19 protein-coding genes and 1 pseudogene are annotated in these 25806 nt (G+C 74.3%); 9 read left to right on the top strand and 11 right to left on the bottom strand.

The window, feature by feature from the left end; all coding sequences use genetic code 11:
• Positions 1–6 precede the first annotated feature (6 nt).
• Together CIK06_RS32165 and CIK06_RS16370 are read left to right on the top strand one after the other, a co-directional pair.
• Positions 7–2097, top strand: coding sequence for a S8 family serine peptidase (locus CIK06_RS32165; protein ID WP_095565551.1), 2091 nt, complete (start codon positions 7–9; stop codon positions 2095–2097).
• Positions 2098–2100: 3 nt separating this feature from the next.
• A complete protein-coding gene (locus CIK06_RS16370) occupies positions 2101–2832 on the top strand; it encodes a hypothetical protein (protein ID WP_095565550.1) in 732 nt (243 codons plus the stop codon).
• A gap of 588 nt (positions 2833–3420) precedes the next feature.
• On the opposite strand, the gene CIK06_RS30060 is transcribed toward CIK06_RS16370, so the two are convergent.
• A complete protein-coding gene (locus tag CIK06_RS30060; protein ID WP_198347889.1) occupies positions 3421–3648 on the bottom strand; it encodes a hypothetical protein in 228 nt (75 codons plus the stop codon).
• A gap of 164 nt (positions 3649–3812) precedes the next feature.
• Here CIK06_RS30060 and eccCb point away from each other — a divergent pair, with 164 nt between their 5' ends.
• The 4 genes from eccCb to CIK06_RS16350 all read left to right on the top strand — a co-directional run bounded on the left by eccCb (position 3813) and on the right by CIK06_RS16350 (position 9114).
• Complete coding sequence (gene eccCb, locus CIK06_RS16365; protein ID WP_198347888.1) at positions 3813–6929, top strand: type VII secretion protein EccCb; 3117 nt, start codon at positions 3813–3815, stop codon at positions 6927–6929.
• A gap of 90 nt (positions 6930–7019) precedes the next feature.
• Positions 7020–7343 (top strand): WXG100 family type VII secretion target, encoded by a 324-nt coding sequence (locus CIK06_RS16360; protein ID WP_157756797.1) that lies wholly within the window; start codon positions 7020–7022, stop codon positions 7341–7343.
• A 44-nt stretch (positions 7344–7387) separates the two neighbouring features.
• A complete protein-coding gene (locus tag CIK06_RS16355) occupies positions 7388–7699 on the top strand; it encodes a WXG100 family type VII secretion target (RefSeq protein WP_095565548.1) in 312 nt (103 codons plus the stop codon).
• Positions 7700–7704: 5 nt separating this feature from the next.
• Entirely contained in the window at positions 7705–9114 is a 1410-nt protein-coding gene (locus CIK06_RS16350) for an EsaB/YukD family protein (protein ID WP_095565547.1), read from the top strand.
• Between the two features lie 128 nt (positions 9115–9242).
• Here the strand turns inward: CIK06_RS16350 and CIK06_RS16345 are convergent, their stop codons facing one another.
• Together CIK06_RS16345 and CIK06_RS16340 are read right to left on the bottom strand one after the other, a co-directional pair.
• A complete protein-coding gene (locus CIK06_RS16345) occupies positions 9243–10631 on the bottom strand; it encodes a DUF2079 domain-containing protein (RefSeq protein WP_157756796.1) in 1389 nt (462 codons plus the stop codon).
• A 523-nt stretch (positions 10632–11154) separates the two neighbouring features.
• Positions 11155–11706, bottom strand: coding sequence for a sigma-70 family RNA polymerase sigma factor (locus CIK06_RS16340; protein WP_095565545.1), 552 nt, complete (start codon positions 11704–11706; stop codon positions 11155–11157).
• A gap of 138 nt (positions 11707–11844) precedes the next feature.
• On the opposite strand from CIK06_RS16340, the pseudogene CIK06_RS16335 reads away from it, so the two are divergent.
• Positions 11845–14586: pseudogene (locus tag CIK06_RS16335) on the top strand (AAA family ATPase); the annotation flags it as partial.
• 6 nt (positions 14587–14592) lie between these two features.
• Here CIK06_RS16335 and CIK06_RS31155 read toward each other — a convergent pair.
• From CIK06_RS31155 to CIK06_RS16315, 4 genes are all read right to left on the bottom strand, one after another.
• Entirely contained in the window at positions 14593–17292 is a 2700-nt protein-coding gene (locus tag CIK06_RS31155) for a LuxR C-terminal-related transcriptional regulator (protein WP_232533667.1), read from the bottom strand.
• Positions 17293–17303: 11 nt separating this feature from the next.
• On the bottom strand, positions 17304–17525 hold the full coding sequence (locus tag CIK06_RS16325) for an anti-sigma factor (protein WP_157756795.1): 222 nt from the start codon (positions 17523–17525) through the stop codon (positions 17304–17306).
• Between the two features lie 121 nt (positions 17526–17646).
• Positions 17647–18945, bottom strand: a complete 1299-nt coding sequence (locus CIK06_RS32160; protein ID WP_095565541.1) for a ricin-type beta-trefoil lectin domain protein — start codon at positions 18943–18945, stop codon at positions 17647–17649.
• A gap of 440 nt (positions 18946–19385) precedes the next feature.
• Positions 19386–20393 carry a LacI family DNA-binding transcriptional regulator gene (locus CIK06_RS16315; protein ID WP_095567897.1) on the bottom strand — a complete coding sequence of 336 codons (1008 nt, stop codon included), beginning with the start codon at positions 20391–20393 and terminating at the stop codon, positions 19386–19388.
• A 490-nt stretch (positions 20394–20883) separates the two neighbouring features.
• Between CIK06_RS16315 and CIK06_RS16310 the strand changes: the two genes are divergently transcribed.
• Positions 20884–22113: a glycoside hydrolase family 16 protein gene (locus CIK06_RS16310; protein WP_095565540.1), complete on the top strand. Its 1230-nt coding sequence runs from the start codon at positions 20884–20886 to the stop codon at positions 22111–22113.
• A gap of 412 nt (positions 22114–22525) precedes the next feature.
• Here CIK06_RS16310 and CIK06_RS16305 read toward each other — a convergent pair whose 3' ends face one another.
• A complete protein-coding gene (locus CIK06_RS16305; protein WP_095565539.1) occupies positions 22526–22726 on the bottom strand; it encodes a DUF397 domain-containing protein in 201 nt (66 codons plus the stop codon).
• Positions 22717–23484, bottom strand: coding sequence for a DUF5753 domain-containing protein (locus CIK06_RS16300; RefSeq protein ID WP_095565538.1), 768 nt, complete (start codon positions 23482–23484; stop codon positions 22717–22719). The genes CIK06_RS16305 and CIK06_RS16300 overlap by 10 nt, the downstream gene beginning before the upstream one ends.
• Before the next feature lie 530 nt (positions 23485–24014).
• On the opposite strand from CIK06_RS16300, the gene CIK06_RS16295 reads away from it, so the two are divergent.
• A complete protein-coding gene (locus CIK06_RS16295) occupies positions 24015–24290 on the top strand; it encodes a hypothetical protein (RefSeq protein WP_095567896.1) in 276 nt (91 codons plus the stop codon).
• Between the two features lie 119 nt (positions 24291–24409).
• Here CIK06_RS16295 and CIK06_RS16290 read toward each other — a convergent pair whose 3' ends face one another.
• Positions 24410–25201, bottom strand: a complete 792-nt coding sequence (locus CIK06_RS16290) for a polyphosphate polymerase domain-containing protein (protein ID WP_095565537.1) — start codon at positions 25199–25201, stop codon at positions 24410–24412.
• Complete coding sequence (locus CIK06_RS16285; RefSeq protein WP_095565536.1) at positions 25198–25797, bottom strand: DUF4956 domain-containing protein; 600 nt, start codon at positions 25795–25797, stop codon at positions 25198–25200. Before CIK06_RS16285 ends, CIK06_RS16290 begins: the two co-directional genes overlap by 4 nt.
• Positions 25798–25806: the final 9 nt, after the last annotated feature.

Here is a 25806-nt window from a genome sequence, read left to right as displayed (position 1 = left end):
CCGCCCGTGCCGGCGACCCAGTGGCCCGCCCGTACCCCCGGGGGTCGGCGGCCCGCGCGTACCCCCGGGGCGTGGCGTGGCGCGCGGCCGCGCGTCCTGCTCGCGCTGCTCGCGGCCGCCTTCGGCGTGGCCGGGTCGCTCGGCGGCTCTCCGGCCGCGTCCGCCGAGCCGACCGAGGCGCCCTACCTCAAGTACTACGTGGTCACCCCCGCCTACCAGGGACGGCCGGAGAATCTCACCGAGATCGCCGAGCGCTTCCTGGGCAACGGGTCGCGCAGCGCCGAGATCCTCGACCGCAACGTCGACCGGATCCAGCCGGACGGCGCCGCGCTCACCGACCCGGACCGGCTGCACGCCGGCTGGGTGCTGCTGCTGCCCTGGGACGCGTACGGCGACGGCCTGCGATACGGCCTGCCGCCCACGGCCCCCGCGGCCGCCCCGCCGGCCGGGCAGGTCGGCGGCCCGTCCGACCCCGGTACGCCGGCGCCCGCGAACCCCACGCCCGCGAACCCCACGCCCGCGGCCCGGTGCGCGGGCACCCCGAAGGACGGCGCGGGCGGCCAGGACCAGTGGGCGGTGCTGCGGGTCGCGCCCGAGCACGCCTGGCCGTACAGCCGGGGCGCCGGGGTGACCGTGGCGATCGTCGACTCGGGCGCGGACGGCAGCCGGCCCGAGTTGGCGGGGCGGCTGAGCGGCGGCGCCGACATCCCCACCGGCAGCGGCCGGGGCGACGTGGACTGCCTGGGCACCGGCACCGCGATGGCCGGGATCGTGGCGGGTCGGGCCGACGGCGGCGGCGCCGCGGGCATGGCGCCGGACGCCTCGGTGTACCCGGTCCGGGTCGCGACGAGCAGCACCGCCGCCGCCGAGACCGACCAGGCCAGCGCCGTCGAGGTGGCGGTCGCCGCCGGGGCCGGGGTGATCGCGCTCGGCGGGTACGTCGACCCGACCCGACCGGCGGTGGCCCGCGCCATCGCGTCCGCGCTCGCCCACGACGCGGTCGTGGTGGCCGGAGCCTCGGCCGCCGGCCAGGCCCCGGCCCCCGGGCTGCTGCGGGTGGCCGCCATCGACATCGCCGGGGCGGTGGCCGGCGGGTACGGCACCGGCCAGGTCGATGTCGTCGCGCCGGGCGTCGACGTGGCGAGCCTCGGAATCAGCGGTACCGGGCAGGTCCGGCACTCCGGCAGCCGGTACGCCGTGGCGTTCGTGGCGGGCCAGGCCGCGCTGGTCCGGTCCCGCTTCCCCGATCTGACGGCGGCGCAGGTGGTGCGCCGGATCGAGGCGACCGCCGACCGGGTCGGTTCGTCGGCGCCGGATGCCCGGTACGGCTGGGGGCTGATCAATCCGGGCGAGGCGGTGACCAGGGTGATCATGGACGAGGGTCGCCGTCCCGAGGCGCCCGTCGCGCCGGCCGGCGACTCCGGCTGGTCGGGTCAGCGCCTGCTCGCGCTGGTGGTGGCGGTGCTGGTGGCCCTGCTGCTGTTGGCGCTGTTGGCGCTGCGGATCCGCAAGCTCGTCCGGGCCGCGCCGGGTCCGGCCCCGTCGGAGCCGGCCACCGTGGCTTGTCCGGACCCGGTGGCGGACCCGGCGCGGGTCGCGGGACCGGTCGCCGCCGGCGGCCCGGCCGGGGCGGCGGAACCGGAACCGGCGGCGGAGCCGGAGCGGGGCGTCGCTCCGGACCGGGCGATGATCCCGGCGGCGCAGTCGGAGGCGGCCGAACATGCCAGGTCGGCCACGGGTGACCGGGTGCTGGTCGGGGTCGGGCCGGCCGAACGTCCCCGGGCGCGCGGGACCCTGCTCGGGCGGCTCGCCCCGGACACCGCCGGCGGAACCCCGGCGCCTCCCGGCGGTCCCGGCCCCGGCGGTCCCGATGCCGGCACCGGTTCCGGCGGTTCCGATGCCGGCGGTTCCGATGCCGGCACCGGTTCCGGCGGCCCCGGCACCGGCGGTCCCGATGCCGGCGGCGCCGGCCCCGGGGGTTCCGATGCCGGGGGCGCCCGGGGTCCCGGCCCGGCCGGCGCGCCGCGGGCCGCCCGCGAACCCGGCGCGGTGACCGCGCCCGAGGGCTGGTGGCGGCACGGCCCGGGGGCGGGGTGAGCGATGACGATCTCCCCGCCGAGCACCGGCTCGCCGCGGCAGCAGCGCCGCGAAGCCGTGGCCGCCCTGGTCGAGAACGGCTGGGCGCGGGTGGACGTACCGCGTCCGGCGGCCCGGCCACACGTCGTGCTGATGGTCGCCGCCCTCGCCGCGGCGGCGGCGCTCGGCACCGGGGTGGTGCTGCAACTGGTCCGTCCGGTCCCGCTGCCCGGCACCGACCGCCCGGCGGCGCCGCCGGCGGTCGCCGCGTTCACGGCCGTGAGCGGCTGGGACTGCGCCACCGCGGCCGACCGCGGGTTCGACGTGCAGGGCCGTACCGCCCAGTGGTACACCGTCGCCCGTGGCGGCTGGACCGGGGACGGGTGCCACGGCACGTTCGAAGCGGTCCCGACGAGCGGCGACCCGGCGACCGAGGGCCCGCAGCGGGCCGTCTGGTGGTTCGCGCCGGGCACCGCGTACACCCGGTGTGCGGTGGAGGTCTTCCGGCCGGCGCCGGCCCGCGCCCGGGACGCCGCGATCCGGGCCGCCCGGTACTACGTGCGGGCCGGCCGGGACGGTGCCCGGCTGGCGGCGTTCGACCTCGACCAGACCGCCGGCCCCGGTACGTGGGCGGCCGCCGGCACCTTCCCGGTCAGCGCCGGCGGCGTCGCGGTCGAACTGGTCGACCGGGGTGTCGCGCCCGCGGCCGGCGATCGGCTGGCGGTGACGCAGGTCCGGGTCAGGTGCACCGGATGACCGCCGCAAGGGGGAGGACGGGATGAGCCGGCTGGCGTTCCACCGCCCGGCGCGGCTGCTGCCGCCCGCGCTGCCGCAGGAGAAGATCGTGCTGCCCACGCCGCCGGAGGTGCCCCCGGCGCAGTCCGGCGGGATGTGGCTGACCCTGGCGCTTCCGCTGCTCAGCAGCATCGGCATGGCCGCCTACATGATCACCTTCGGGCGCCCGCTGCTGATCGTGATCGGCGTGCTGTTCGTGCTCGCCGCCATCGGCACCACGCTGGCCACCCGGATGCAGGCGCGCAGCACCAACCGGCAGGGCAACCGGCGGCAGCGGCTGCGCTACCGGGCACACATCCGCGCGTCCCGCGAGCGCGCCCGGGAGGTGGCGGCGGCGCAGCGGCTGTACGCGGCGCTGACCCATCCGGATCCGGAGGGGCTGTGGGCGATCAGCGCCGGCTACGAGCGGGTGTGGGAGCGCCGGCCGACCGACCGGGACTTCCTGCATCTGCGGGTCGGCCTCGGCACGGCCCCGCTGAGCACGCCGATCCAGATCGGCACCCGGCTCGACCCGCTCGCCGACTACGACTGGGAGTCCTTGCGCGCCGCTCAGCGGCTGGTCAACCGGCTGGGACAGATCGGCGACCAGCCGGCCGTGGTCGACCTGGCCGGCTGCGGCGTACTGAGCGTGCTCGGCCCGCCGGAGCGCACGGCGGCGCTGGCCCGCGCGTTGCTCTGCCAACTCGCGGTGCTGCACGCCCCGGACGACGTCGGGCTCGCCGTGGAGTCCGGCGGCCCGGGGGAGTGGGAGTGGACGAAGTGGCTGCCACACGTCATCGAGCCGGACACACCGGGTCCGGCCGGGGTGCTGCCGATGGTGGCCGGCGACCCGGCGGACCTGGCCGACCTGCTGGAGCGGGAGCTGCTGGACCGGCAGGAGCAGGCCACGCTGCGACGCGGCCAGCTCGGCGCCCCCGCCGGCCGGCCGCCGGCTCGTGGTGGTGTGCACGGGATTCCAGCCGGTCTCCGAGTGGGGCCGCTCGGCGCTGCTGCGGGACCTGCTGGTCAACGCCGGGCCGCAGCTCGGCATCACGCTGGTCTTCCTGGTACGGCGGGAAACCGACGAGCCGGAGCGGGTCGACCTGCGGCTGCGCCTCGACGAGCGGGGCGGCGTGCAGGTCGAGGGTCGGCCCGAACTGGTCGCGGCCGGCGTCCGGGACGGTGCGGCCGACGACCTGGGCGTCGAACTGGCCGAGCTGATCGCCCGGCGGCTGGCGCCGCTGCGGCTCACCGACGCCAGGGAGGAGGCCCTGTCCCGGGTCGTCTCGCTGACCGAGATGGTGCTCGGCGCCGACCGGCTGGACGGCGATCTCCCGGCGCGGTGGGCGGAAACCCCCGCCGACCGGCTGCTGCGGGTGCCGATCGGCAGCGACGGCGACGGCGAGCCGGTCGTGCTGGACATCAAGGAGTCGGCGCAGGGCGGCTTCGGACCGCACGGGCTGGTCGTGGGGGCCACCGGTTCGGGCAAGAGCGAGCTGTTGCGCACCCTGGTCACCGGCCTTTCGCTTACCCATTCGCCGGACCAGCTCAGCTTCGTACTGATCGACTTCAAGGGCGGCGCCGCGTTCGCGCCGCTGACCGGGCTGCCGCACGTCGCCGGGCTGATCACCAACCTGGCCGACGACGCGGCGATGATCGACCGGGTCCAGGCAGCGCTGATCGGGGAGCAGCAACGCCGGCAGCGGCTGCTGCGGCTGGCCGGCGACGTCGACTCGATCCGCGAGTACCAGCGACGCCAGGCCGCCGGCGGCCGGGACACCACCGGGGCGCCGCTGGCCCCGCTGCCGTACCTGCTGCTGATCGTCGACGAGTTCAGCGAACTGCTGACCGGGCGGCCGGAGTTCGTGGACCTGTTCGTGCAGATCGGCCGGGTGGGCCGCAGCCTCGGCATCTACCTGCTGCTGGCCACCCAGCGGCTGGAGGAGGGGCGGTTGCGGGGGCTGGACTCGCACCTGTCGTACCGGATCTGCCTGCGGACCTTCAGCGCGGCGGAGAGCCGTACCGTGATCGGCACGACCGACGCGTACCGGCTGCCGCCGATCCCCGGATCGGCGTACCTCAAGGTCGACGAGTCGCTCTACCAGCGGTTCCGGGTCGCCCACGTCTCCGCCGCGTACCACGACGGACGGGAGCGCGCCGAGGCCGGCCGGGTGCCCGGGTCCTCGGTGCTGCCGTTCGAGGCGTCCCGCCGGGCCGGTGCGGCGGCGCCGGAACCGGGCGAGGAGATCCCCGCCGCAGCCGGGTCCGAAACCGGGTCCGAGGCCGGGTACGGGTACGGGGCCGACGCCGAGCGGGCCGGCACCGAACTGTCGGTGGTGGTGGACCGGCTCAGCCGGCTCGGCCGTCCCGCGCACCAGGTGTGGCTGCCGCCGCTGCCCGCGGCGATCCCGCTGGACTACCTGCTGGGGACGGCCAGCGTCCGGCCCGGTCGCGGGCTGACCGCGCAGGGCTGGCCACGCTCGGGCGACCTCGTCGTGCCGATCGGCGTGCTCGACCTGCCCGTGCAGCAGAGCCAGCAGCCGCTGACCATGGACTTCGGCGGCCCGCACGGGCACCTGGCGATCGTCGGGGCGCCTCAGACCGGGCGCAGCACCGCGCTGCGTACCGTGCTGATGGCCGGGATGCTGCTGCACACCCCGCGGGAGATGCAGTTCTACTGCATCGACTTCGGCGGTGGCAGCCTGCGGCAGTACGCCGCCGCCCCACACGTCGGCTCGGTGGCCGACCGCACCGATCGGGAGCGGATCCGCCGGACCTTCGCGGAGATCCACACCCTGATCGTCGAGCGGGAATCGATGCTGCGCGAGCTGGGCGTCACGTCGATCGCCGAGTTCCGGGAGCGCCGTACCGCGGGCCGGCTGCCGGCCGACCTGCGCGCCGCGGACGTGTTCCTGATCATCGACAACTGGGGTGGGCTCCGGGGCGAGGTCGAGGCCGCGGAGGCGGCGGTCACCGACATCGCGGCCCGCGGCCTCGGGGCCGGGGTGCACCTGGTGCTCACCACCAGCCGCTGGGCGGAGATCCGGCCGGCCCTGCGGGACAGCATCGGCACCCGGGTCGAGCTGCGGCTCAACGACCCGAGCGAGTCGGAGATCAACCGGCGGCTGGCGGCCCGGCTGGCGACGACCGGACCCGGTCGCGGGCTGGCCGCGCCCGGCGCGTACTTCCAGCTCGTGCTGCCCCGGTTGGACGGCCGGGAGGGCGTGGACGGCGAGTACGAGGCGGAGCAGGACGCCATCGCCAAGATCGCGGCCGGCTGGTCCGGCCCGGGGGCGCCCGCCGTGCGGATGCTGCCCGACCGGATCCACCGCTCGGCCCTGCCGGCACCCGCCGGCGTCGCGGGCGGGGTCGCGATCGGGGTCGCCGAGGCGGATCTCGCGGCGGTCCGGCTGGACCTGCCCGGCGGCGACCCGCAGTTCTGCGTCTTCGGGGACGCGGGATCGGGCAAGACCTCGTTCCTGCGCGTCCTGATCGACGGCATCGTGGCCGGGAACTCGGCGTGGGAGGCCCGGATCCTGCTGGTGGACTACCGGCGCTCGCTGCTCGGCGCGGTACCCGCGGACCACCTCGCGGCGTACGCCCCGGACCTGCGGGCCGCCGGGGTCTACCTGGAGCAGCTCGCCGCGGAGCTGACCAAGCGGCTGCCGCCGCCGGACATCACCCCGCAGCGGCTCGCCGAGCGCGACTGGTGGCAGGGGCCGCAGATCTACCTGCTGGTCGACGACTACGACCTGGTCGGCTGGGAGCCGTTCACGCCGCTGCTGGACTTCCTGCCGCACGCCCGGGACATCGGGTTGAACATCGTGCTGGCCCGCCGGGTGGCCGGGACGGGGCGCAGCTTCGGCGACCGGTTCCTGACCCGAATGCAGGAACTCGGCTGCGGCGGGCTGGTGCTCTCCGGCGACCGCCGGGAGGGCGTACTGATCGGCGAGGAACGGGCGGAGATCCGCCCACCGGGCCGCGGGGTGCTGGTCCGGCGCGGGGCGCCGGGCGGCCTGGTCCAGGTCGCCCTGCCGGACGAGCCGGCGCCGGCCGCCGCGGCCAGTGCCCGCGGGTGAAGGGCCAGGGCCAGCGGGTGAGGGGCGAGGGCCAGCGGGTGAAACCGGACACCGGCCGGACACCGGATGCAACGAGGAGGGCGAGGAGCCATGGAATTCAAGGTCACCCCCGAGACGCTGGTCGCGGCCGCGACCAACTGCCGCTCGGTCAACAGCACCATCCAGAACGACATCGCGGCGATGCGGGCGTACGTCGCCGGCCTGATGAGTACGTACCAGGGCACGGCGGCGCTGGCGTTGCAGGCACTGTCCGACCAGTGGGGACGGGACGCCACCGCCCTCAACGAGGTGCTCAACACCATCGCGACGGGCCTGGACAGCAACGCCGGCAACTACGTCGAGTCCGAGACCACGAACACCAACAACTTCCAGAACCTGCTGGGCAACCTGCCCCGGCCCGGTTCTGACAGCTGACCCGGTCGGGGCGGCACGCCCCGGTCCCGAGTAGAGGAGGCACCATGCCGGACCCGATGGGCACCCGGATCACCGTCACCGAGGAACTGGCCAGCAGCGGCACCACGATCCTCGACATCGCCACGAGGATCGGCACCGAACTGTCGACCCTCAAGACCCAACTGGCCCCGCTGCACGAGTACTGGGCCGGCCAGGCCAACGTGAACTGGCAGGATCTCCAGAAGAAGTGGGACACCGCCGCCGCCGACCTGATGTCGGCACCGGGCCAGCTCGGCGCGATCGGCAACACCGCGACCGTCAACTGGACCAACTACACCGACTGCGAGACCGCCAACATCAACACCTGGACGCACTGATTTCCATGCTGGACGGACGCAGTCGGGTCACGGTGGTCGGCGGCCGGCGGCGGGCGGACCTCGCCCTGCCGAGCGAGGCACCGATCGCCGAGTATTCGGCCGCCCTGGCCACGCTCTGCGAACCGGGGCACCGCGGGGCGCTGCCGGCGGTCTGGTCGCTGGCCGTGGCCGGGGCCGAGCCGCTGCCGTTGACCGCCTCGCTCGGCGGCGCCGGGGTGGTCGACGGCCAGGTGCTCTACCTGCGGGACATCGGCCGGGATCCCGGCGGGCAGCCGGTGCTGACCGACCTGGACGAACTGATCGCCGGCGAGGCCGAGCGCCAGCGGGCCCGGGACTGGCCCCGCCCGCTCGTACTGCTCTGCTTCGGGCTGGTCTGGTTGGTCACGGCCGCGCTGCTGGTGCCGGGGCTCGCGGGGACCGCGCCGGTCGCCGCGGCCACCGTGCTGGTGGTGGTCGGGCTGCTGCTGCCGGCGACCGGTTGGGCGCTGGCTCAGCAGCGGATCCCGGTGCCGGCCGCGCTGTGCGTCCTGACCTCGCTGGCGGCCGTTCCCTGCCTCGCGGTCGCCGGGGCGCTGCTGGCCGGGGTGATCGCCGGCAACGCGTTCGGCTGGAGCGGTGCGCTGGTCGGCGCGACCGTCGCGGTCCTGCTGAGCCTGGCCGCGACGCCGGAGGCGCTGGTGGCGGTCCTCGGGCTGGAGATCGCCACCGCGATGCTGGTCTCGGTGCTGCTGGTGGCGATCTCCGCCGACGGGCTGCGCAGCGCCGCCGCCACGGCGGTGGTGGCGCTGGCCGCGATCGGCCTGGCCCGGCGGACCTCGGCGCTCGCGGCCGTCTGGTCCCAGCAGCGGCCGGCGGCGGGGGGTGAACCGGCTACGCCGGCCGCTCACCCCCCGCCGCCGGCCGACGCGCTGCTGGCCCGGTCCCGCCGGCTGCTGAGCGTGCTGCTGGCCGGGCCGGCCTGCGCGCTCCTGGTGGCACTGCCGGTGCTCGCCCTCTCCGGCACCGGGTACGGGCTGGCGATGGCCGGCACCGGCGCGGTGGCGCTGCTGGTCCGGGCGCGGCAGGCCGGCTTCGGCAACGAGTTCGTGCCGCTGGGAGTCGCCGGCCTGGCCGGGTTGTTCGGCGCGCTCGTGGGGCTGTCCCGGTTGGTCTGGCCGGGCGGTACGGAGGTCACCGTGGTGCTGCTCGGTGCCGGGCTGTCGCTGGTGGCGACCGCACTGATCACCCTGGCCCACGGCGGTGAGGAGGCCGCCGAGCTTCCGCCCGGCTTCCCGCCCGGGGCCGGGCGGCCCACGCGACGCTTCGTCGACCTGGTCGGCGCGGGGTGCGCCACCGCCACCGTGGTGCTGGCGCTCGGCGTGTTCGGGGTCTTCACCGAGCTGGCGGGGATGGGACGCTCGATGATCGGAGGCTAGCCTCGTCCGTTCGGAGCGGACATGATCTGAGCGGGATTAGCGGGTGGGACCAGTTGCCGCAGGTCGCGGCGGGTGGAAGGGTTTGGTCGGCCATGCCGGCGCGGTTTTGCCGCGCCGGCACTTGCCGCTCAGTTGTCAGGTCGTGTGCCACTGTCCAATGAGTGTCGGTACACGACGACCCCTCCGCCTCTGGCGAATTCGACGTAGCCGAGTGACGGGAGGCGCTGTATAGCAGCCAACTGATCCGCCGCAGGGACGGGCCAATCATCGGGAACCGCCTTCACCGCGACCCATTCCGGATGAATGTCCGCAGTGGGCTCGTCTGGAAACATCAAGACGGTGTGGTGCGTGACCAACTGAGGTGCAAGTTTGTTGGCGGCCGACACCTCGGCCCCCTGCGGAATCGTTTCGAGTGTCGCGCGCGCGTCGGCAAGGTCGGGCTCGACTCTCCAGAAACCCGGTTGGATGAGACATCGGAGTGGATGGCTGGTGAGAGTTGTCGCCACGGCTACGGCCAACACGCCACAGGCTGAAAATGCACGCGTAAGCGATTGCCATTGTAGCTCTTTGCTGCGCGGGATCCGGCGGGTGATTCCAGAAGTGTGGACGAATTCAACCACCCTGGTTTTGAGGACAGAAGGCCGACTGGACAGGTTGTGCAATGCATCGAGAAACGCAACGAACAGGATCGGCATCAGCACGCAGTTGTAATGCAGGTCGGTCGCCCAGTAGCCCGGATTCGTTGCCCACAGTCTAAGAATGAGGCTCGGCATCACCATCAACACCATCGGTGATGCTAGCGACAGAAAAATGGTCGGTGCAGTCAGCGCGACCAGTAGACCGATCTTCTCGGGCGGGAGATACAGCCCTGTGAGTACGCCGTGATTCGTTGGCCCCGCCGCGCTGAGGTATGCGTATGTGTGATCCTGATTGAAGGCTGGAATTACCAGGAACACCGTTGTCGCACCGACAACAAGTGCGGCGATGCTCAGTGCGGCACCAAGGCGGCGCGGTCCGCGGAAGAATATGTAGGCGCCGACCGCGAGCACAATAAGTGCCTGATCCTCCTTCACCAGGAACAAGGGCAGCGATGACAGCGCCGCGGCCAACCAGCGTTTGCGGGCAAGAAACGTCATGCACACCACAATCAGAGGGACGGCAAAGGCAACTTCGTGGAAGTCGAAGCTCGCTGCCTGCTGGATGCCGAAAGACAGACCGTATGCGATCCCTATCAGGATTCCCCAGGGTCGACCGCATCTGTCGATGGCCAAATTTGTGATAGGAACACCCGAGATTGCCAGCAGGGCCGACTGGACGACAAGGAGGGTTATTGGATCGGGGAACACTCTGTATATCGGGGCGACGAGCACAAGGATCGGTGAGAAGTGGTCGCCGAGTATATCGTACCCGGGACCTTTGATGTCCGATATCGGCAATCGTAGCCTGGAGTACGACTCGACGACCTGAGTAAATATTCCGAGATCATATGCACTCGTCTGCATCTTCGTCTGCTTCATTACCGATACCGCGGAGTATGCGGCGAATAGGCAAATGCTCAACACCAGGGGGCCGGGACCACGGCGAAGACTGGGCACCGTGGCACCGTAGCAAGTGATCACCATCAAAACCCTCGTTTGCCAGACATGTCCGAGGGCTGATTCGAGAATGACCTGCGTGACCGAGCCGACCTCGCGCCCGGGGAGCCCGCCACGCCGCGCTACCGGCTGCCGCACCTGCCGGCGAAACCGGCCACCCGCGCCCGCCACGGCGTGCTGCCGGTCCAGGAGGGGGCAGAACCCTCCGGCGGGCCGAGGCCGGGGTGGCGGCCGCCTTTTGGGGGAGCTTTCTGGTGCAGCGGGGGACGCGAGGCGGTGCCAGGTGGATGGCCCTCGCGGTGCACCATTCGGCCTGTGTGAAGGAACCGGCACCCAGAAAGGCGACCGCCGTCAGGTCGAACAGGGTGAGGTGCCGACGACGGCGCCGAACCTGCCTCCGGGATCCAATTGGCAAACCGAGATGGTGTGCGCTGCGGCTTCGGCGCTAATCCGCCAGGTACGCGCGCAGCGCCTGCTTGGCGTAGTGGCTGCGGGACCGGACGGTGCCGACCGGAATCCCGAGAAGTTCGGCGATCTCGGCCGGGGACCGGTCGTGGAAGTACAGTTCGATCAGGACGGTCCGGTGTTCCGCCGAGAGCGACCGCAGCGCCTCGCGGACCGCCTCGGCCCGCACCAGCCGACCCAGGTCACCGTCGCTGACCGCCACGGCCGCGAGGTCCGTGACGGCGACCTCGGTGGGCCGCGCCCGGCGTGCCCGCAGCACGTCGATGACCAGCCGGCGGGCCACCGTGTACAGCCAGGGCCGTAGCTCCGCGACGTCGACGTCGTCGTGCTGCCGCAGGTGACGCCAGGCGCGGGTGAAGGTCTCCTGCACGACGTCCTCGGCGGCGGCCCGGTCGCCGCACATGGCCTTGCCGACGTAGCCCAGCAACTGCCGGCGGAACAGGGCGTGCAGTTCGCCGAGGCGGTCCTCGGCGCTGCGGGGGCGGGTCGCGGTGCGGTACGGCCGTACGTCGCCGGCGGTAGTCAGGATCATGGTGCCTCCACGTCAGCCATTGCTTGAAGGCTCGTCCGAACGCCGACGGGTGACCATCGTTGAATCGAGTGATTGTTACCGGCCGCCGACGCCGGGTCGCGGACACCGTGGCGGGCGCGCTCCGCTTACGCTACGGGCGTGGGAGGGCGGCTCACGGTAGGACGCGACGCGGAGTTGGCGCTGCTGGCAGGCGCGCTCGACGAGCTGTCGGCGGGTCAGGGCGGGACGGTCTGGATCGAGGGCGACGCCGGCCTCGGCAAGTCGCACCTGCTGGCCGAGGTGGCCGAACTGGTTGAGCGGGCCGCACCGGGTGACTGCGCGGTGCTGACCGGGTACGCCGACCAGCTCACCGAGAGCTTTCCGCTGCGGGTCGTGGCCGACTCGCTGGGCGTCTTCGGCTGGTCGACCGATCCGGCGCGGGTGCCGATCGCGCGGCTGCTCGCCGGGCGCGCCACCGACGGGGTCCGCTACGCCGATCCGGTGCTGGCCGCCACCGAGCTGCTGTTGGAGCTGGCCGAGCGGCTCTGCGCCGAGCGTCCACACGTGCTCGTCCTGGAGGACGTCCAGTGGGCGGACGCGGCGAGCCTCACGCTGGCCGAGCGGCTGGCCGGGATGACCGACCAGCTTCCGCTGCTGATCCTGGTCACCACCCGGCCGGTACCGATCGAACCCGGCTCGCCCCGGGCCGCCCTGCGGGCCGCCGCCGGGGCGCGGCTGCGGCTGGAACCGCTCGGCCCGGCCGACGTCGCGTGTCTGGTGCGGCAGGAGCTGGCCGCCGAGCCCGGGCCGCTGCTGACCGCGCTGCTGGCCGCGGCCGGCGGCAGCCCGCTGTACGTCCGGGAGATCCTGCACGCTGCCCGCGGCGGTCGGCTCGTGCCGGTGGCCGGCGGCCGGGTCGATCTCGGCGCCGCCGAACCGGTGCCGCGGTCGCTGGCCGACGCGCTGCTGCGCCGGCTCGGCGTGCTCAGTCCCGAGCAACTGCACGCCGTCCGGCTGGGGGCGGCGCTCGGCAACGAGTTCCCGGTGGAGGACCTGGACCTCGTGCTCGGTCCGGGCGAAAGCTCCGCCCGCGCGGTGGGCGAGGGTGCCGGTCGCGGGGCGCTCGCGGCCGCGGGCGCGGCCGGTGCGGTCGAGGTGTCCCGCGGCTACGCCCGATTCCGGCACGAGCTGATCCGGCAGGCGCTGCTGTCCCAGATCCCCGCGGCGGTCCGGGGCGGACTGCACGATCACATCGCCCGCACGCTGGCCGCGGCCGGTCGCCCGGAACTGCGGGTGGCCAGCCACCTGACCGCCGCGCCGGATCCATTGCAGACCTGGGCGCGGGACTGGCTGGCGGTCCGGCCCGAGTCCACCCTGTACACGGCCCCGGCGGCGTACCTGGAACTGCTGCGGCGGGCGATCCGGGCCGCGGCGGCGACCGACGCCTGCTGGCTGCCCCTGCACCACCGGCTGATCGTGGTGGCGTTCTGGACCGGCCGCGACGATCTGGTGGTCGAGGTCGGTCCGTCGGTGCTGGCGGCCACCGCCGACCCGGGCGAGTCGGCGCGGCTGCGGATCAAGGTGATGCGGTCGTTCGCCCGGCTGGGCCGGTTCGACGAGGCGGTGGCGACGGTGGCGCCCGCGATCGAACGTCCGGACACCCCGCCGCGGTGGCGGGCACGGCTGTCCGCCTGGTCGGCGAACGCGCTGGCCTTCCTCGGCCGGGTCGAGGAGGCCCGGACGCAGGGGCGCGCGGCGCTGGAGCAGGCCGAGGGGCTGGGCGACGCGCTGGGCGTCGCCTACGCGCACAGCGCGCTGGCCGTGGTCGCCGAGGCCGACCAGCAGCCGGCCCACCTGGAGGCCGGCATGGCGGCGCTCGGGAACGATCCGGAGTCGTTGGACCTGCGCCTGCAACTGGCCGGCAACCGGGCCGCCCGGTTGGGCGCGCTCGGTTCGCCCGAGGCACCGACCGCCTTCGAGGAGCTGCTGATCACGGCGGAGCGGGTCGGGACGTACCGGGCCTCGACCGTGCGGGCGCACGCGGCCGACTACCACTTCGACCGCGGGCACTGGGACGAGGCGCTGCTGCACGTCGCCCAGTTGGGTCCCGCGGCGCTGGCGCACCCCGCCTTCGCCTACCTGCACGGGATGCGGGCGGTGATCGCGTACCGGCGGGGCGAGCCGGAGCGGGCGCGGGAGCACCTGCGGGCGGCCGGGGTCACGGACGGCGAACCGGACCGGATCACCGGCCCGACGGGCGCGTACCTGCTGGAGGCCGTGGCGCTGCGGGCCGAGGTCGCCGGCGACCTGCCGCAGGCGCTGCGCATCCGGTGCGGGTACCTCGACCTGCCGGCGGGCAGCCGGCGCAACAGCCGCGCCTTCGAGGCCATGTTCCTGGTACGGCTGGCCCAGGTGCTCGGTGACGACAGGGTCGCCCGCGCGGCGGCGGAGGCCGTGGCCGACAGCGGCGGCCGGGCGACCCGCGACGTGCGGTTGGCGGCACTCACCTGCCGGGCCATGGTGGAGGCCGACCCGGACGCGCTGCTCGCGTGCGCCGCCGACTTCGCGTCCGGCGGGTGGTCGCTGTGCGCGGCGATGGCCCTGGAGGAGGCGGCCGTGCATCTGGCGGAGGCCGGTGAGCCGGGCCGGGCGCGCGGATGCTTCAACCAGGCCATCGACCGGTACCTGGAGCACGGCGCGGCCTGGGACGTGCGGCGGGCGGGCGCCCGGCTGCGCCGGTACGGGATCCGGCGCGGCGAACGCGCCGCACCGCGGGCCGCGCGGCACGGGTGGGCGGCGCTGACCGCCACCGAGTTGAGCATCGCCCGGCTCGTCGCGCAGGGGCTGACCAATGCGGACGTCGCCCGGACGATGATGTTGTCCCGCAACACCGTGCAGACCCACGTGTCAGGTGCCCTCCGCAAGCTCGACTGCCGTTCGCGGACCGCCCTCGCCCGGCTGGTGGCGCTGCGCGACGAGGCCGGGCTGCGCGACGACGCCGGGCTGCGCGGAGTCGCCGCGGAAGCCGGCGGCCCGGGCGATGTCCAGGCGTGACCGCAGGCCCAGTTTCGCGCGGATCCGGGCCATGTGCGTCTGTACGGTGTTCTGGCTGAGGAACAGTTCGGCTGCTATCTCCCGGTTGGACAGTCCCCGGGCGGCCAGCCGCACCACCCGGAACTCGGCCGGGGTCAGCGCCGCCCAGCCGGTCGTCGACGGCGCGGCGGGGGTACGCCGCCGGACGCCGACCTCGCGGAGCCGGGCGTCGGCCCGTTCCACGTCCCAGGTCGCGCCGACGGCGGCGAAGGCGGTCACCGCCGCCCGCAGGGCACGCATGGCGGCCACCCGGTCGCCGGCCCGGCCCAGGAGGACCGCCGCCTCCTCCAGCGCGCCTGCCTGTTGCAGCGGCGCACCGATCCGGCCCAGGTCGTCGGCCGCCGCCAGCAGGGCGCCGGGCTCGCCCGCGACCAGCCCGTCCACCAGCGCGGACATCGCGACCTGGGCCGGCAGGCGCTCGGCCGCGGCCACCCGGGCGCACCAGCGCGCCACCGCCGCGGCGTCGTCGCGGGCACCGGTCGCGACGGCGAGCCGGGCCACCTGTTCGGCCCCGTGCAGGCAGCTCGGCCGGTCCGTGGCGGTGGGCGTGAGGGCGCGCTGCCGCAGCCGGAGGGCGACGTCGAGCCGGCCGGAGCGTTCGGCGCCGATCGCCGCCAGTTCGAGCCCCGCCCGTCCGGGCGCCGCCGCCGGCGCCCGGCGGTGCGACCGCGAGGTGCTGGCCGGACGCAGCCGGCGGGCCGCGACGAGCGCCGCCAGCTCCGGATCCGGTACGCCGAGGTCGGCCCAGCCGCCGGTCAGATAGGTGGCCCAGCCGGCGGCCGCGGTGAGCCGCTCGGCGAGCTGCGGGTCGGCGTCCGCGGCGACGGTGGCCGCCTGCGCGACGGCCGCCCGCAGCAGCGGTGCCGGTCCGGTCTGCACCAGCAGGCCGATCAGGTCGGCCTGGATCAGCGCCCGCAGTTCGGCGGCCTCGACCCCGGCCGGCAGCGCGTCGCGGCACCGGATCAGCTCCTCGGCGCTCGGCGGCGTCTCGCCGGCCAGGACCCGCGCGTGCGTGACGATGGCGGCGACCATCGGATCGGTCTGCGGGTCGGACAGCGCGGCCAGCAGGTGCCGGGCCTCGGCGGTCCGGTCCAGCGCGGCCAGCGCGACCGCGTGCCATCCACCCAGTTGCGCGTCGGCGCTACCGGCGGCCAGCTCGGCGGCCCGGTCCGGCTGACCGGCGCGTAACTGGGCGCGGACGGCGAGCCGGCGTAGCTGGGCGGCGGTCCGCGGGTCGGCGTCGGAGCCGGCCGCTGCGCACCGGGCGGCCCGGTGGAAGTGACCGAGCCGGTATTCGACCGTGCCGGCCCGGATGGCCAGCGCGGCCCCGGCGTCGCCGCCGGCCTGGCCGAGGGCGCGCCGCAGCAGCGCGCAGAACGCGGCCGGGTCGCTGAGCAACGCCGGTTCGGTGAGCCGGGCGAGCCAGCGGATGGCCGGTGCCGGAAGCCGTCCCGCCCCGGTCAGGTGCCGGGCCACGGTGGCCGGCGGGGCGCCCTGGGCGATGAGCGCGGACGCCGCCCGGTAGTGGAAGCTGCGACGCTGGGCGGCGGTGAACGTGCGGGCGAGGGCGTCGCGGACGACGCGGTGCGGGAACGACAGCCCGTCCCCGTCGTCGTGGACCACCCGTCGGCCGACGGCGGTGGACAGCATCGCCATCACCTCCGGCAGCGCGGCATCCAGCACGCAGCTCAGTTCGGCCGCGTCGAAGCGCGTACCCAGCAGGGCGGCGGTGCGCAGCGCCCGGCGGGTGGTTTCCGGCAGGCCGTGGCAGAGGACCTCTTCGAGTACGGCGGCGCTGCCGGCACCGATCGCGCCGAGGTCGGTCCGGCCCGCCGCCGGGTGCAGCAGGCCGGCCCGGTCCAGCGCGGCGATCAGCCGCAGCGCGGCGGCCGGGTTGCCGCCGACCGCGCGCAGGTACCGGACGAGACGCGGGCCGGGCGGGGCGCCGAGCCGGTCGCCGGCGACGGCCGTCAGGTCCGCATCGGACAGCGGGCCGAGACTGATCGCCCGGCCCTCGTGCTGCTCGATGAGGGCGCGTAGCTGCGCGACCCGCTGCCGGTACGGCTGCGGCCGGCTGGCGCTGACCAGCAGCAGCGGCAGGTGTGCGGTGGCCCGCCCGAGCCGGTGCCAGGCCAGCAGGCTGGCCTCGTCGGCCTCGTGCAGGTCGTCCAGGACCAGCACGACCGGACCGTCGGCGCAGAGCGCGGCGACCGCCGCGTCGAGCCGGTCGACCGCCTCGGGCAGGCCGGCCGTGACCGGCAGGTCCGGCCCGAGCATCCGGGCCAGGGTGGCCGGCGCGGTCGGCCGCCGTCCGGGCTGTCCCCGGCCGGTCCGCACCGTCACCGGCGACCGGTCGCAGCGGGCGGTGAACGCGTCGAGCAGGAGGGACTTGCCGATTCCGGGCTCGCCCTCGATCCACGCCACGCCACCGTGGCCGGCCTCCACCCGCCGGACCAGTTCGGCGAGCATCGCCAGCTCCAGGTGCCGGCCGGCCGGCATGGGCGATCCGGTCATGGGCGATCCGGTCATGGGCGGGGCGCGATGGTCGGGGCCGGGTCGGGTTCGTCCCCCGGCGGCGCGGACGCGACGGTCAACTCCAGCGCGACCTCGCTGGCCTGGTCGGCCTCGACCCGGCAGGTGGGGCACGTGAACAGGTGCCGCTCGACGTGTCTCTCCCGCTCGGTGTCGAGGGCGCCGGTCAGGTAGAGGTCGAGCTGGTCACGCACGTGCGCGGTGTGGTCCGCCATGTCTGGCCGCTTCTCCTCCTGCCGCCCTTTCGGGGGCCGCCGACGGCCCCGGTTGGGCGTCCGCCGTGCCATTGACTGTAGTCAGCGTGCCGGGCGTCGGGGGGAGCCTGCGGCCGGCGGATCAGCCCAGGAACCACTTCTGGTTCTCCTCGCCCGTGCAGGTCCAGAGCTGGAGCAGGGCCCCGGCCGCGGTGTTCCAGTCCCGCACGTCCACGCACTTGCCGATCTCGGTGTTCACCAGGTCGTGTGCCTTGTTGACGGTGAGCCGCTGGGCCCAGCCGCCGTTGCAGCGGGCCAGTTGGATGCGCGTGCCGTCGGCGGTGGACGCGTTGGCGAGGTCCATGCACATTCCCAGCGCCCGCAGCGAGCCGTTGGCGCCGGCGGACCAGCGCTGCCCGCCGCCACCGGTGCAGGACTGCATCTGGAGCTGGACGCCGTCGCGGGCGGTGCCGCCCGGCACGGTGATGCAGCGGCCCTGGTAGCCGCGGATCAGCCGGCCGGTGGGGGTGGGCGAGGCGGCCGCCCGGGTGGAGGGGGACGCCGCGGGCTTGGCCTGCGCGGCGGCGGGCTGGGTGCCGGTTGTGCCGGTCTTGCCGCCGCTGTCGGCGGGGTGGCCGCCGGAGTCCGGCGCGCCGGCGGCCACGGCGTCGGGTCCGCCGGCTGGTGGCCGCGCGCCGCCGCCCGGTGCGTCGCGGTCCGGCCCGCCGGGTCCGGTCGGGGTGGGACCGGACGTCCCGGGCACGGTGCTGCCGGCCGGCGGGGCGGCGATGGCCGGTGGCTGCCGGTCCGAGCCGGGCGTGGCGTACCAGAGCGCGTACCGGCGGACCGTCTCCACGTAGCTCGCGGCGGCGCTCGGGATCGTGTCGCCGCCGCGCAGCGCCGCCAGGCCCGAGTGGTGGGCGGCCAGGGCGAGCTGCCAGAGGTCGCCCTTCGCCCCGGTGGCCCGTACCGCGCCGACCAGGTCGCACATGTGATGCGCCAGGGCGGTGATGTTCGCGGCCGGGTCGAGACGGTCGGCGTGCGGCGACGGGCTCCACCGCGTCCACAGCTCGTCGGTCAGCCCGGCCACCCCGCGACCCCCGTCGGCCGTGGTGGCGTCGCGCTCGAAGCGGGAGGCGGTCATCAGTTGGGCGGCCAGCCGGGGGACGGACAGCGTGGGGCAGGCGTCGGCGGCCTGCGCCAGCGCGGCCTCCTGCCCGGTTGGGATCGGCACGCCCACCAGCGGCTCCTCGGCCGCGCCGGGCCGGCCGGAGCCGGCCCGCAGGACGGCACCGGCGCCGATGCCCAGCAGCGTCACCAGCAGGGCGGCGATGGCCAGGTATCCGCGGGTGCGGCCCGAGGTGAGCACCGCCCGCAGCGCCGCCTGGGGCGCCCGGGTCCAGTGGATGCGCTCGTCGTGGTCAACCGGTGGTACCGCCATCGTCCGTCCCGAAGGTCGCAAGTCACGCCTCGCACCGGGAGCCGCACCGGGCGTTCCGCGCGAAAACGTCGTACCTCAGGAGAACGTCGGGTCGGGGCCGTGCGTTCAGGCGAATGCCGGAGCGGCATCGGGAGCGGACGGACCGGGACCGGCGGGCGGGCCAAGGCGGACGGACCGGGACCGGCGGGCGGGCCAAGGTGGACGAGCCGGGACCGGTGCCGGGCAGCACCGGTCCCGGGGGTCGCCGGCGGCATGCGCCGGACGGGTCCCGGCCGCCGCCGCCGAGGTGCGGCGACGGCCCTCTCCTCTCCGCGGGAGGTCCGTGCCCGCCGCGCGGGCGCGCGCCGGGCACGGTGTCACAAGACACCGTAAATCGCCGCATGTCAATGCGAAGTCCGCCGGTTCGCGGCGAGCGGCTGCGGCGTACCGGATGTAACGCGTTACGGGCCGGTGGCGGCCGGTGCGGTGGACGCGCGTTCCACCAGCTCGGTGGCCAGTTCCACGTGCAGCGCGTCGAGTTCGTGCCCGCGCAACTGGCGCAGCAGCAACGTGACGGCCATCCGGCCGAGTTCGGCGAGCGGCTGGCGGACGGTGGTGAGCACGGGATCGGTGGCCCGGCCGATCTCGCTGTCGTCGAAGCCGACGACGGACAGGTCCGCCGGTACCCGCAGGCCGCGCTCCCGTGCGGCGTGCAGCGCACCCACCGCGATCTTGTCGTTGAAGCCCACCAGCGCGGTCGGTCGGTCCGGCCGGTCCAGCAGTTCGCGGGCGGCCTGGTAGCCCTGCTCCATGGTCGGGTCGCTGACGAAGCACACCAGGTCGGGGCTGGGCAGCACGCCGACGTCCGCCAGCGGCGCGGTGTAGCCGGTCATCCGCGCGTTGGTCACCAGCCAGTCCCGGGGGCCGCCGATGATGCCCACCCGGCGGTGCCCCAGCCGCACCAGGTGGTCCATCACGGCGCGCGCCCCGCTGACGTGCGCTGCGGACACCGCGGCGATGTCGCGGGGCGGCGGAACCCGCGGGTCGACCACCACGAACGGGAACCCCGCGTCGCGCAGCGCGGCCAGGTCCTCCGCCGGCTCGGGGGGCAGGATCAGCACCGCGCCATCCACACTGGACCGGACCGGCAGGGTGGGCAGGACGACCTGGTCGCGCGCGGCCCGGCCGGCGTTCAGCAGCACGTCCATGTCGTGCAGCTCGACCGTTTCGACGATGGAGGAGACGATGATGCCGAAGTAGTCGGTGAGCAGGTAGGGGCAGCGCACGTACACGGTGGCGCGGTCGGTGCGCCGCGACGGCGCCCGGCGGCCCAGTCGACCGACCGCCTGCAACACCGCCTCGCGGGTGTGCTCGGCGACGTTGGCGTGACCGTTGAGCGCGCGGGACACGGTCGCGACCGACAAGCCGGTTTCGGCGGCGAGCTGCCGCACCGTTGCCCGCCGTGCCATGGACACCTGGCCTTCGTGTGCGCCGCTGGGACTGGAGATCATAACTCGCTGACGCGTCGATGCGCTGAATGCGTTGGTGTTGTTACGGCGCGTTGCCGTTGATCCGACCGTCCCGGCCGTATCTGTAAAGACTCTTGACATTTAGCTCTGCAAAGTGTTTCTTGGATGTTACCGCGGCGTCGGCATCGGGCAGCCGGACCGCGGCAGCGCCGGGTGAATGGTCGTCCGCCAGCGGACGCCCATGCGGACCCACCGAGGACGGCCGCGCCGTACGGGGCGTGGCCCGGGTTCTTCCGTGGGCGCGACGACAGCTCTGCTCCGCGATGACCCCGCATTGGTTTCACCCCTGTCGACGGGCGTACCCGTCTCCGCATCGTCAGCGGCCCCTGACCGGAGGCCGGTGGCGGTGCGCCGCCGGCCGTTGCCCCGCCCGGGTCCGCGACCCCCGGACCCGGTCCACCCCCATCCCCCGACTTTCGGAGGTGCCCCGATGCACAGACGAAGGCTCCTGCTCGCCGCGGCGACCGTGCTGGTCACCGTCGTCGGCGGCCTCACCATCTCGTCCGGACAGGATCCCGCCGACGCCGCGGTGGTCTGGGCGGAGGAGTTCAACGGCGCCGCCGGCACCGGCGTGAACACCGCCCGGTGGAACTTCGACACCGGCGGCGGCGGCTTCGGCAACAACGAACTGGAGTACTACAATAGCGGCACCAGCAACGTCTACCAGGACGGCCAGGGCCACCTGGTGATCGAGGCGCGCCGGGAGAGCGGCGGGCACTCCTGCTGGTACGGCACCTGCCAGTGGACCTCCGGCCGGATCCACACGTCCGGCAAGTTCACCCAGCAGTACGGCCACATCGAGGCGCGGATCCAGGTGCCCAAGGGCGCGGGCCTGTGGCCGGCCTTCTGGATGCTCGGCGGCTCCAACTGGCCCACCGACGGCGAGATCGACATCATGGAGAACGTCGGCGGCCAGCCGAACACGGTCTTCGGCACGATCCACGGACCCGGCTACTCCGGCGGCAACGGCGTGGGCGGCACGCGGACGCTCTCCGCGCCGCTGGGCAACGCCTTCCACAACTACGCGATCGACTGGTCGCCGGATCTGATCATCTGGACGGTCGACGGGTCCGAGTACTTCCGGGCCACCCCGGCCAGCACCCGGGGCAACCCGTGGGTGTTCAACCACCCGTTCTTCATCATCCTCAACCTGGCCGTCGGCGGGAACTTCCCGGGCAGCCCGGACGGCAGCACCCCGTCGCCGGCCCGGATGCTGATCGACTACATCCACGTCGACACCACGACCGGCGGCGGCACCACCCCGCCGCCGTCGGGCAGCACCTCGGCGCTGCGGTCCAACCTCAGCGGCCGGTGCATCGACATCCCGTCGGCGAACCCGGTGGACAGCGTGCCGTTGCAGATCTACGACTGCAACGGCACCGGCGCCCAGCAGTGGACCATCGGCAGCGACGGCACCGTGCGCGCCCTGGGCAAGTGCATGGACGCGCGGGCCGCCGGGACCGGCAACGGTACGGTGATCCAGCTCTACACCTGCAACGGCACCGGCGCGCAGAAGTTCGCGTACAGCTCGGCCGGTGACCTGGTGAACATCGCCGCGAACCGGTGTGTCGACGTGGTGGACAACGGCACCGCGAACGGATCGCGGCTGCAACTGTGGGACTGCGCGGGCACGCCCAACCAGAAGTGGACCCGGGTCTGAGAGATCCCGGACCGTGGGGGCCGCGCCGACCGGCGCGGCCCCCACGGCCGTCCGGATCCGGTAGAGGCCGGACGTCTGCGCGCTGACTGTCGCCCTATTGGTTGCCGCCCAGTCCAACTACCCGATCATGCGGGAGTCCGCGAAGTTCCTGCTCTCGCACGCCACCACCGGATCCGACGGGCTGCTGCACACGGTGTCCAACGCCCAGAACCTCGGCCTGGAACCGGTCTGGCCGGACAACCTCATCGGCGACAGCGGCAGCCAGACCTCGCCGGCCCGCAGCACCTACACCCTGCGGCCGTACCCGAAACGGCAGGGTCCTCGGGATCAACTGACCGGCACGGACCGGCTGACCGGACGCCCCGGCCCTGGGATCAGGGTCGGGGCGTCCGACCGTGCCGGCGGGGGCCGGTCAGTCGACCGGTCCGATCCGCTTCGCGAGGTCGACGAAGCCCCGCCACCGGGCCGGGCCGAAGGCGAGGGTGCCGCCGTCGCGGTCCTTGCTGTCCCGGACCAGGACGACGCCGGGCAGGTTGTCGGCCACCTCGACGCAAGCTCCGCCGTTGCCGCTGCTGCGGGTGGAGGTGCGCCACCGCGCGCCGGTCAGCTCCATGTCTTCGCCACTTCCTTGATCAGCTCGATCGACTGTCGGTGGTTCAGGGCCTCGCCGCGAACCGCCTCCCACGCGTCCAGTATCACCGCGATGTCCTCGGCGGCGCTAGCGAGGTGTCCTTCGAGCTGGTTGTCCAGGTAGCACGCGGTCCGCCGGTCGGTCGAGGTGGCGATCACGAAGGGTCCGTTCAGCCCGGCGTACGCGCCGACCGAGGCGGGCACGACGTGCACCCGCACGTGCGGCCGTTCGCCGCCGGCGGCCAGGGCGCACAGTTGCTCGTGCATGGTCTGGCGGCCACCGATCGGCCGGCGCAGCACGGTCTCGTCGATCACGGCGGTGAGCTGCGGCGGGTCGTCGCGCTCCAGGATCGCCTGCCGGGCCATCCGGGCGGTGAGCCGGCGCTGCACCTGGGCCGGCGCGACCAGGCCGGCGCCCTCCAGCACGGCCCGCGCGTACGCCTCGGTCTGCAACAGGCCGGGCAGGACGACGGACTCGAACCACCGCAGCGCCACGGCCTCGCGCTCGATCTCCTGCCACGGGCGGAACCACACCGGGTCGCGACGTCTTGAGGTGTCTGGCCAAAGGTCCCCAATGTCCCGGCCGAGCGCCGCCGCGGCCGCCGCGCGATGCCGGGCGTGCGGGATCCGGCCGGGCGACAACCACCGGGCGACCGTCTTGGGGTCCACCTCGGCGCGTTCCGCGAGCGATTCGACGGTGGCGCCCGCGTCGTTCATGGCCGCGCGCAGGGCATCGTTCATAGCCACTCCTGATGGGACGTAGTGAACGTCCACTCACCATATCGCCACGGGCTGTGTTTGTTCGGCCACCGATCGCACGATTCTCTGTGTGGGGCCGTCCGGTGGTCCCCCGGTCACCGGACGGCCCCCTCCGCCCGTGGGAAGGAAAGGATCGGTCATGAGCGTTCATCAGCGCCGGACATGGTGGTCCCGGCACTGCGTCTGCGGCCGTCGGTGGCTCCGTGGTGGGTGTCCGGCGATCTCGCCGGGTGTACCGGACCGGGCCACCATGCCGACCGCCGTGCCTGCACCGGTCAGCGGCGAGCGCGCGGGTCGGCACGGCGGTGCTCGGGTGTTGCGGCATCGGCGTAACCGGGGGCACTGGTGAGCGGCCCGGATCGGCCGCCCGTTGTGGTGGACGAGTTGCCGGTGGGCGACAGCCGGTGTGTCCCGTGCGGTCCGGGGAAGTTGGCGGCGGTGCCGGTGGACCGGAGCCGGACCCTGGAGCGGTCCCGGTGACCATCGGGCGGCACCGGCCGGCGGGTGTGGTGGTGCATCGGGCGTATCACGTGCCGTTGCGTCCGACCTGGCTGTGTCGCATCTGCGCGGGGCCGTGGCCGTGCGGTCCGGCGAAGCTGGCCCTGCTGGCCGGGCACGACGGCGACCGTATCGGTCTGATGATCACGTTGGCGCACTACCTGCACGAGGCGGTGTACGACCTGGCCGAGGTGTGCGGCCCGCACTGTCCCGATCCGCAGGACCTGAACCGCCGGTTCCTGGGCTGGGTCACCCGCTCGCGCCGCCAACCCCGCGGCGGGCAACCATGACCGGCGCCCGCGGCGGTTCCCAACCGGCGCCGGCTCCGGTCAGCACCGCCCGCGCTCGGCGTGCGGCCTGCTGGGCGTGCGGCCTGCTCGGCGTGCGGGCTGCTGGGCGTGCGGCCTGCTCAGCGTGCGGCCCGCTCGGCACCGGGGTCGGCTTCGAGGTGCCGCCGCATGGTGCGTCGCCAGCGGGCCGCCGGCAGTCCGGGCCGCAGGGCGGCCAGCCCCGTCGCGTACTTGGAGAAGGCCACCGGGCGGTGACCGCGACTCCACAGCAGCCGGTCGACGGGGGAGGCGGTGGAGCCGGTCTTGGTCTCGATGATCGCCAGCTCGGGCCGCTCCAACCGGTGTCCGCGGGCATCTTCCCAGCACAGCCCGGTGTCGATGGTGACCCGGCTGGCGGTGGCCGCCAGGTACAGCGTGCTGCGCAGGTACCTGGTGGTCAGGGTGGGGGAGAAGGCGAGGTCGGCGCCGGCGTTGACGCCCGCGAGCACCTCGTCCACGAAGGCCCGGCCGGGGGAGAGGGTGTCGCTGGAGTCCCGGTCGTACGGCAGCCGGTCCTTGACCGTGCCGCCGCGGGTGCCCTCGGTCTTGACCTCCAGCCAGCAGAGGCCGGAGTCGAGATAGCTCCGGGTCCTGATCTTGAATCGGCGCCGCCGCCGGTGCGCGGTGAGCCGGAAGCTGAGCAGGTCGGCCGTGTCGAAGTAGATCGACTCGTAGCGGAAGGCCCGCCGCCCGTCGATCTCCAGTATCCGGCCGGTCCGGTCCAGTCCCGCGGTCAGTTCCGGCACCTCGGCGCGGGGGAGCAGGTACTTGCGGTCGAACCGGGTCTGCAACGCGGCGCACGCCATCAGCTCGGCCAGCCCGATCGGGGACAGCCCGCCCGGCGCGCTGCCGGCGACACCGGTCGTGATCATCGGGCCGCACCCGCCTCGACCGGTCGCCGACCGGCGTCGGCGCCCGCGCCGGAGCGCGGCAGCGAGTACCGGACGTCGACGACGGTGGTGTCGTTGACCAGGTCGACCCGTTCCACGTTCGCGGCGTGCACCCGCGCGCCGAGCAACTGCTCCAGGTGGGCCACGAGGGCGGCCGGATCGCTGATGGCGGTGTCGATGACCATGACGTGCCGGCGGTAGCGCCGCAGCAGCCGTGGGTGGTCGCCGACGTAGGTCACCGCGAGGACCAGCGCGCTCAGGCCGGTGACCGTCCAGATCGAACTGCCGGCGAGCGGGCCGAGGATGCCCAGCGCGAGCGCGGAGAAGTAGTAGGCCACCTCGTGCTGGTCCAGTTCGGTGGAGCGGAGCCGGATGATCGAGAGGACACCGAAGAGCCCGAGCCCGAGTCCGGCGCCGGCGCCGGCGGCGCTGAGCGAGCTGGCGACGGCGAAGACGCCGACGTTGACGCCCAGGTAGGCCATGGCCAGGTCCCTCCGCCGGTGGCGGGGGAAGTACAGCGCGAAGACGAGTAGGCCCACGGCGACCAGATCCACGCCGGTCAGGACCAACCGCGACATGTTTGCTCC

The sequence above is a fragment of the Plantactinospora sp. KBS50 genome, from assembly GCF_002285795.1.
Classification (GTDB): domain Bacteria; phylum Actinomycetota; class Actinomycetes; order Mycobacteriales; family Micromonosporaceae; genus KBS50.
The sequence above is the reverse complement of the archived record's forward strand: the minus strand, read 5'-3'. Positions and strand labels throughout refer to the sequence as shown.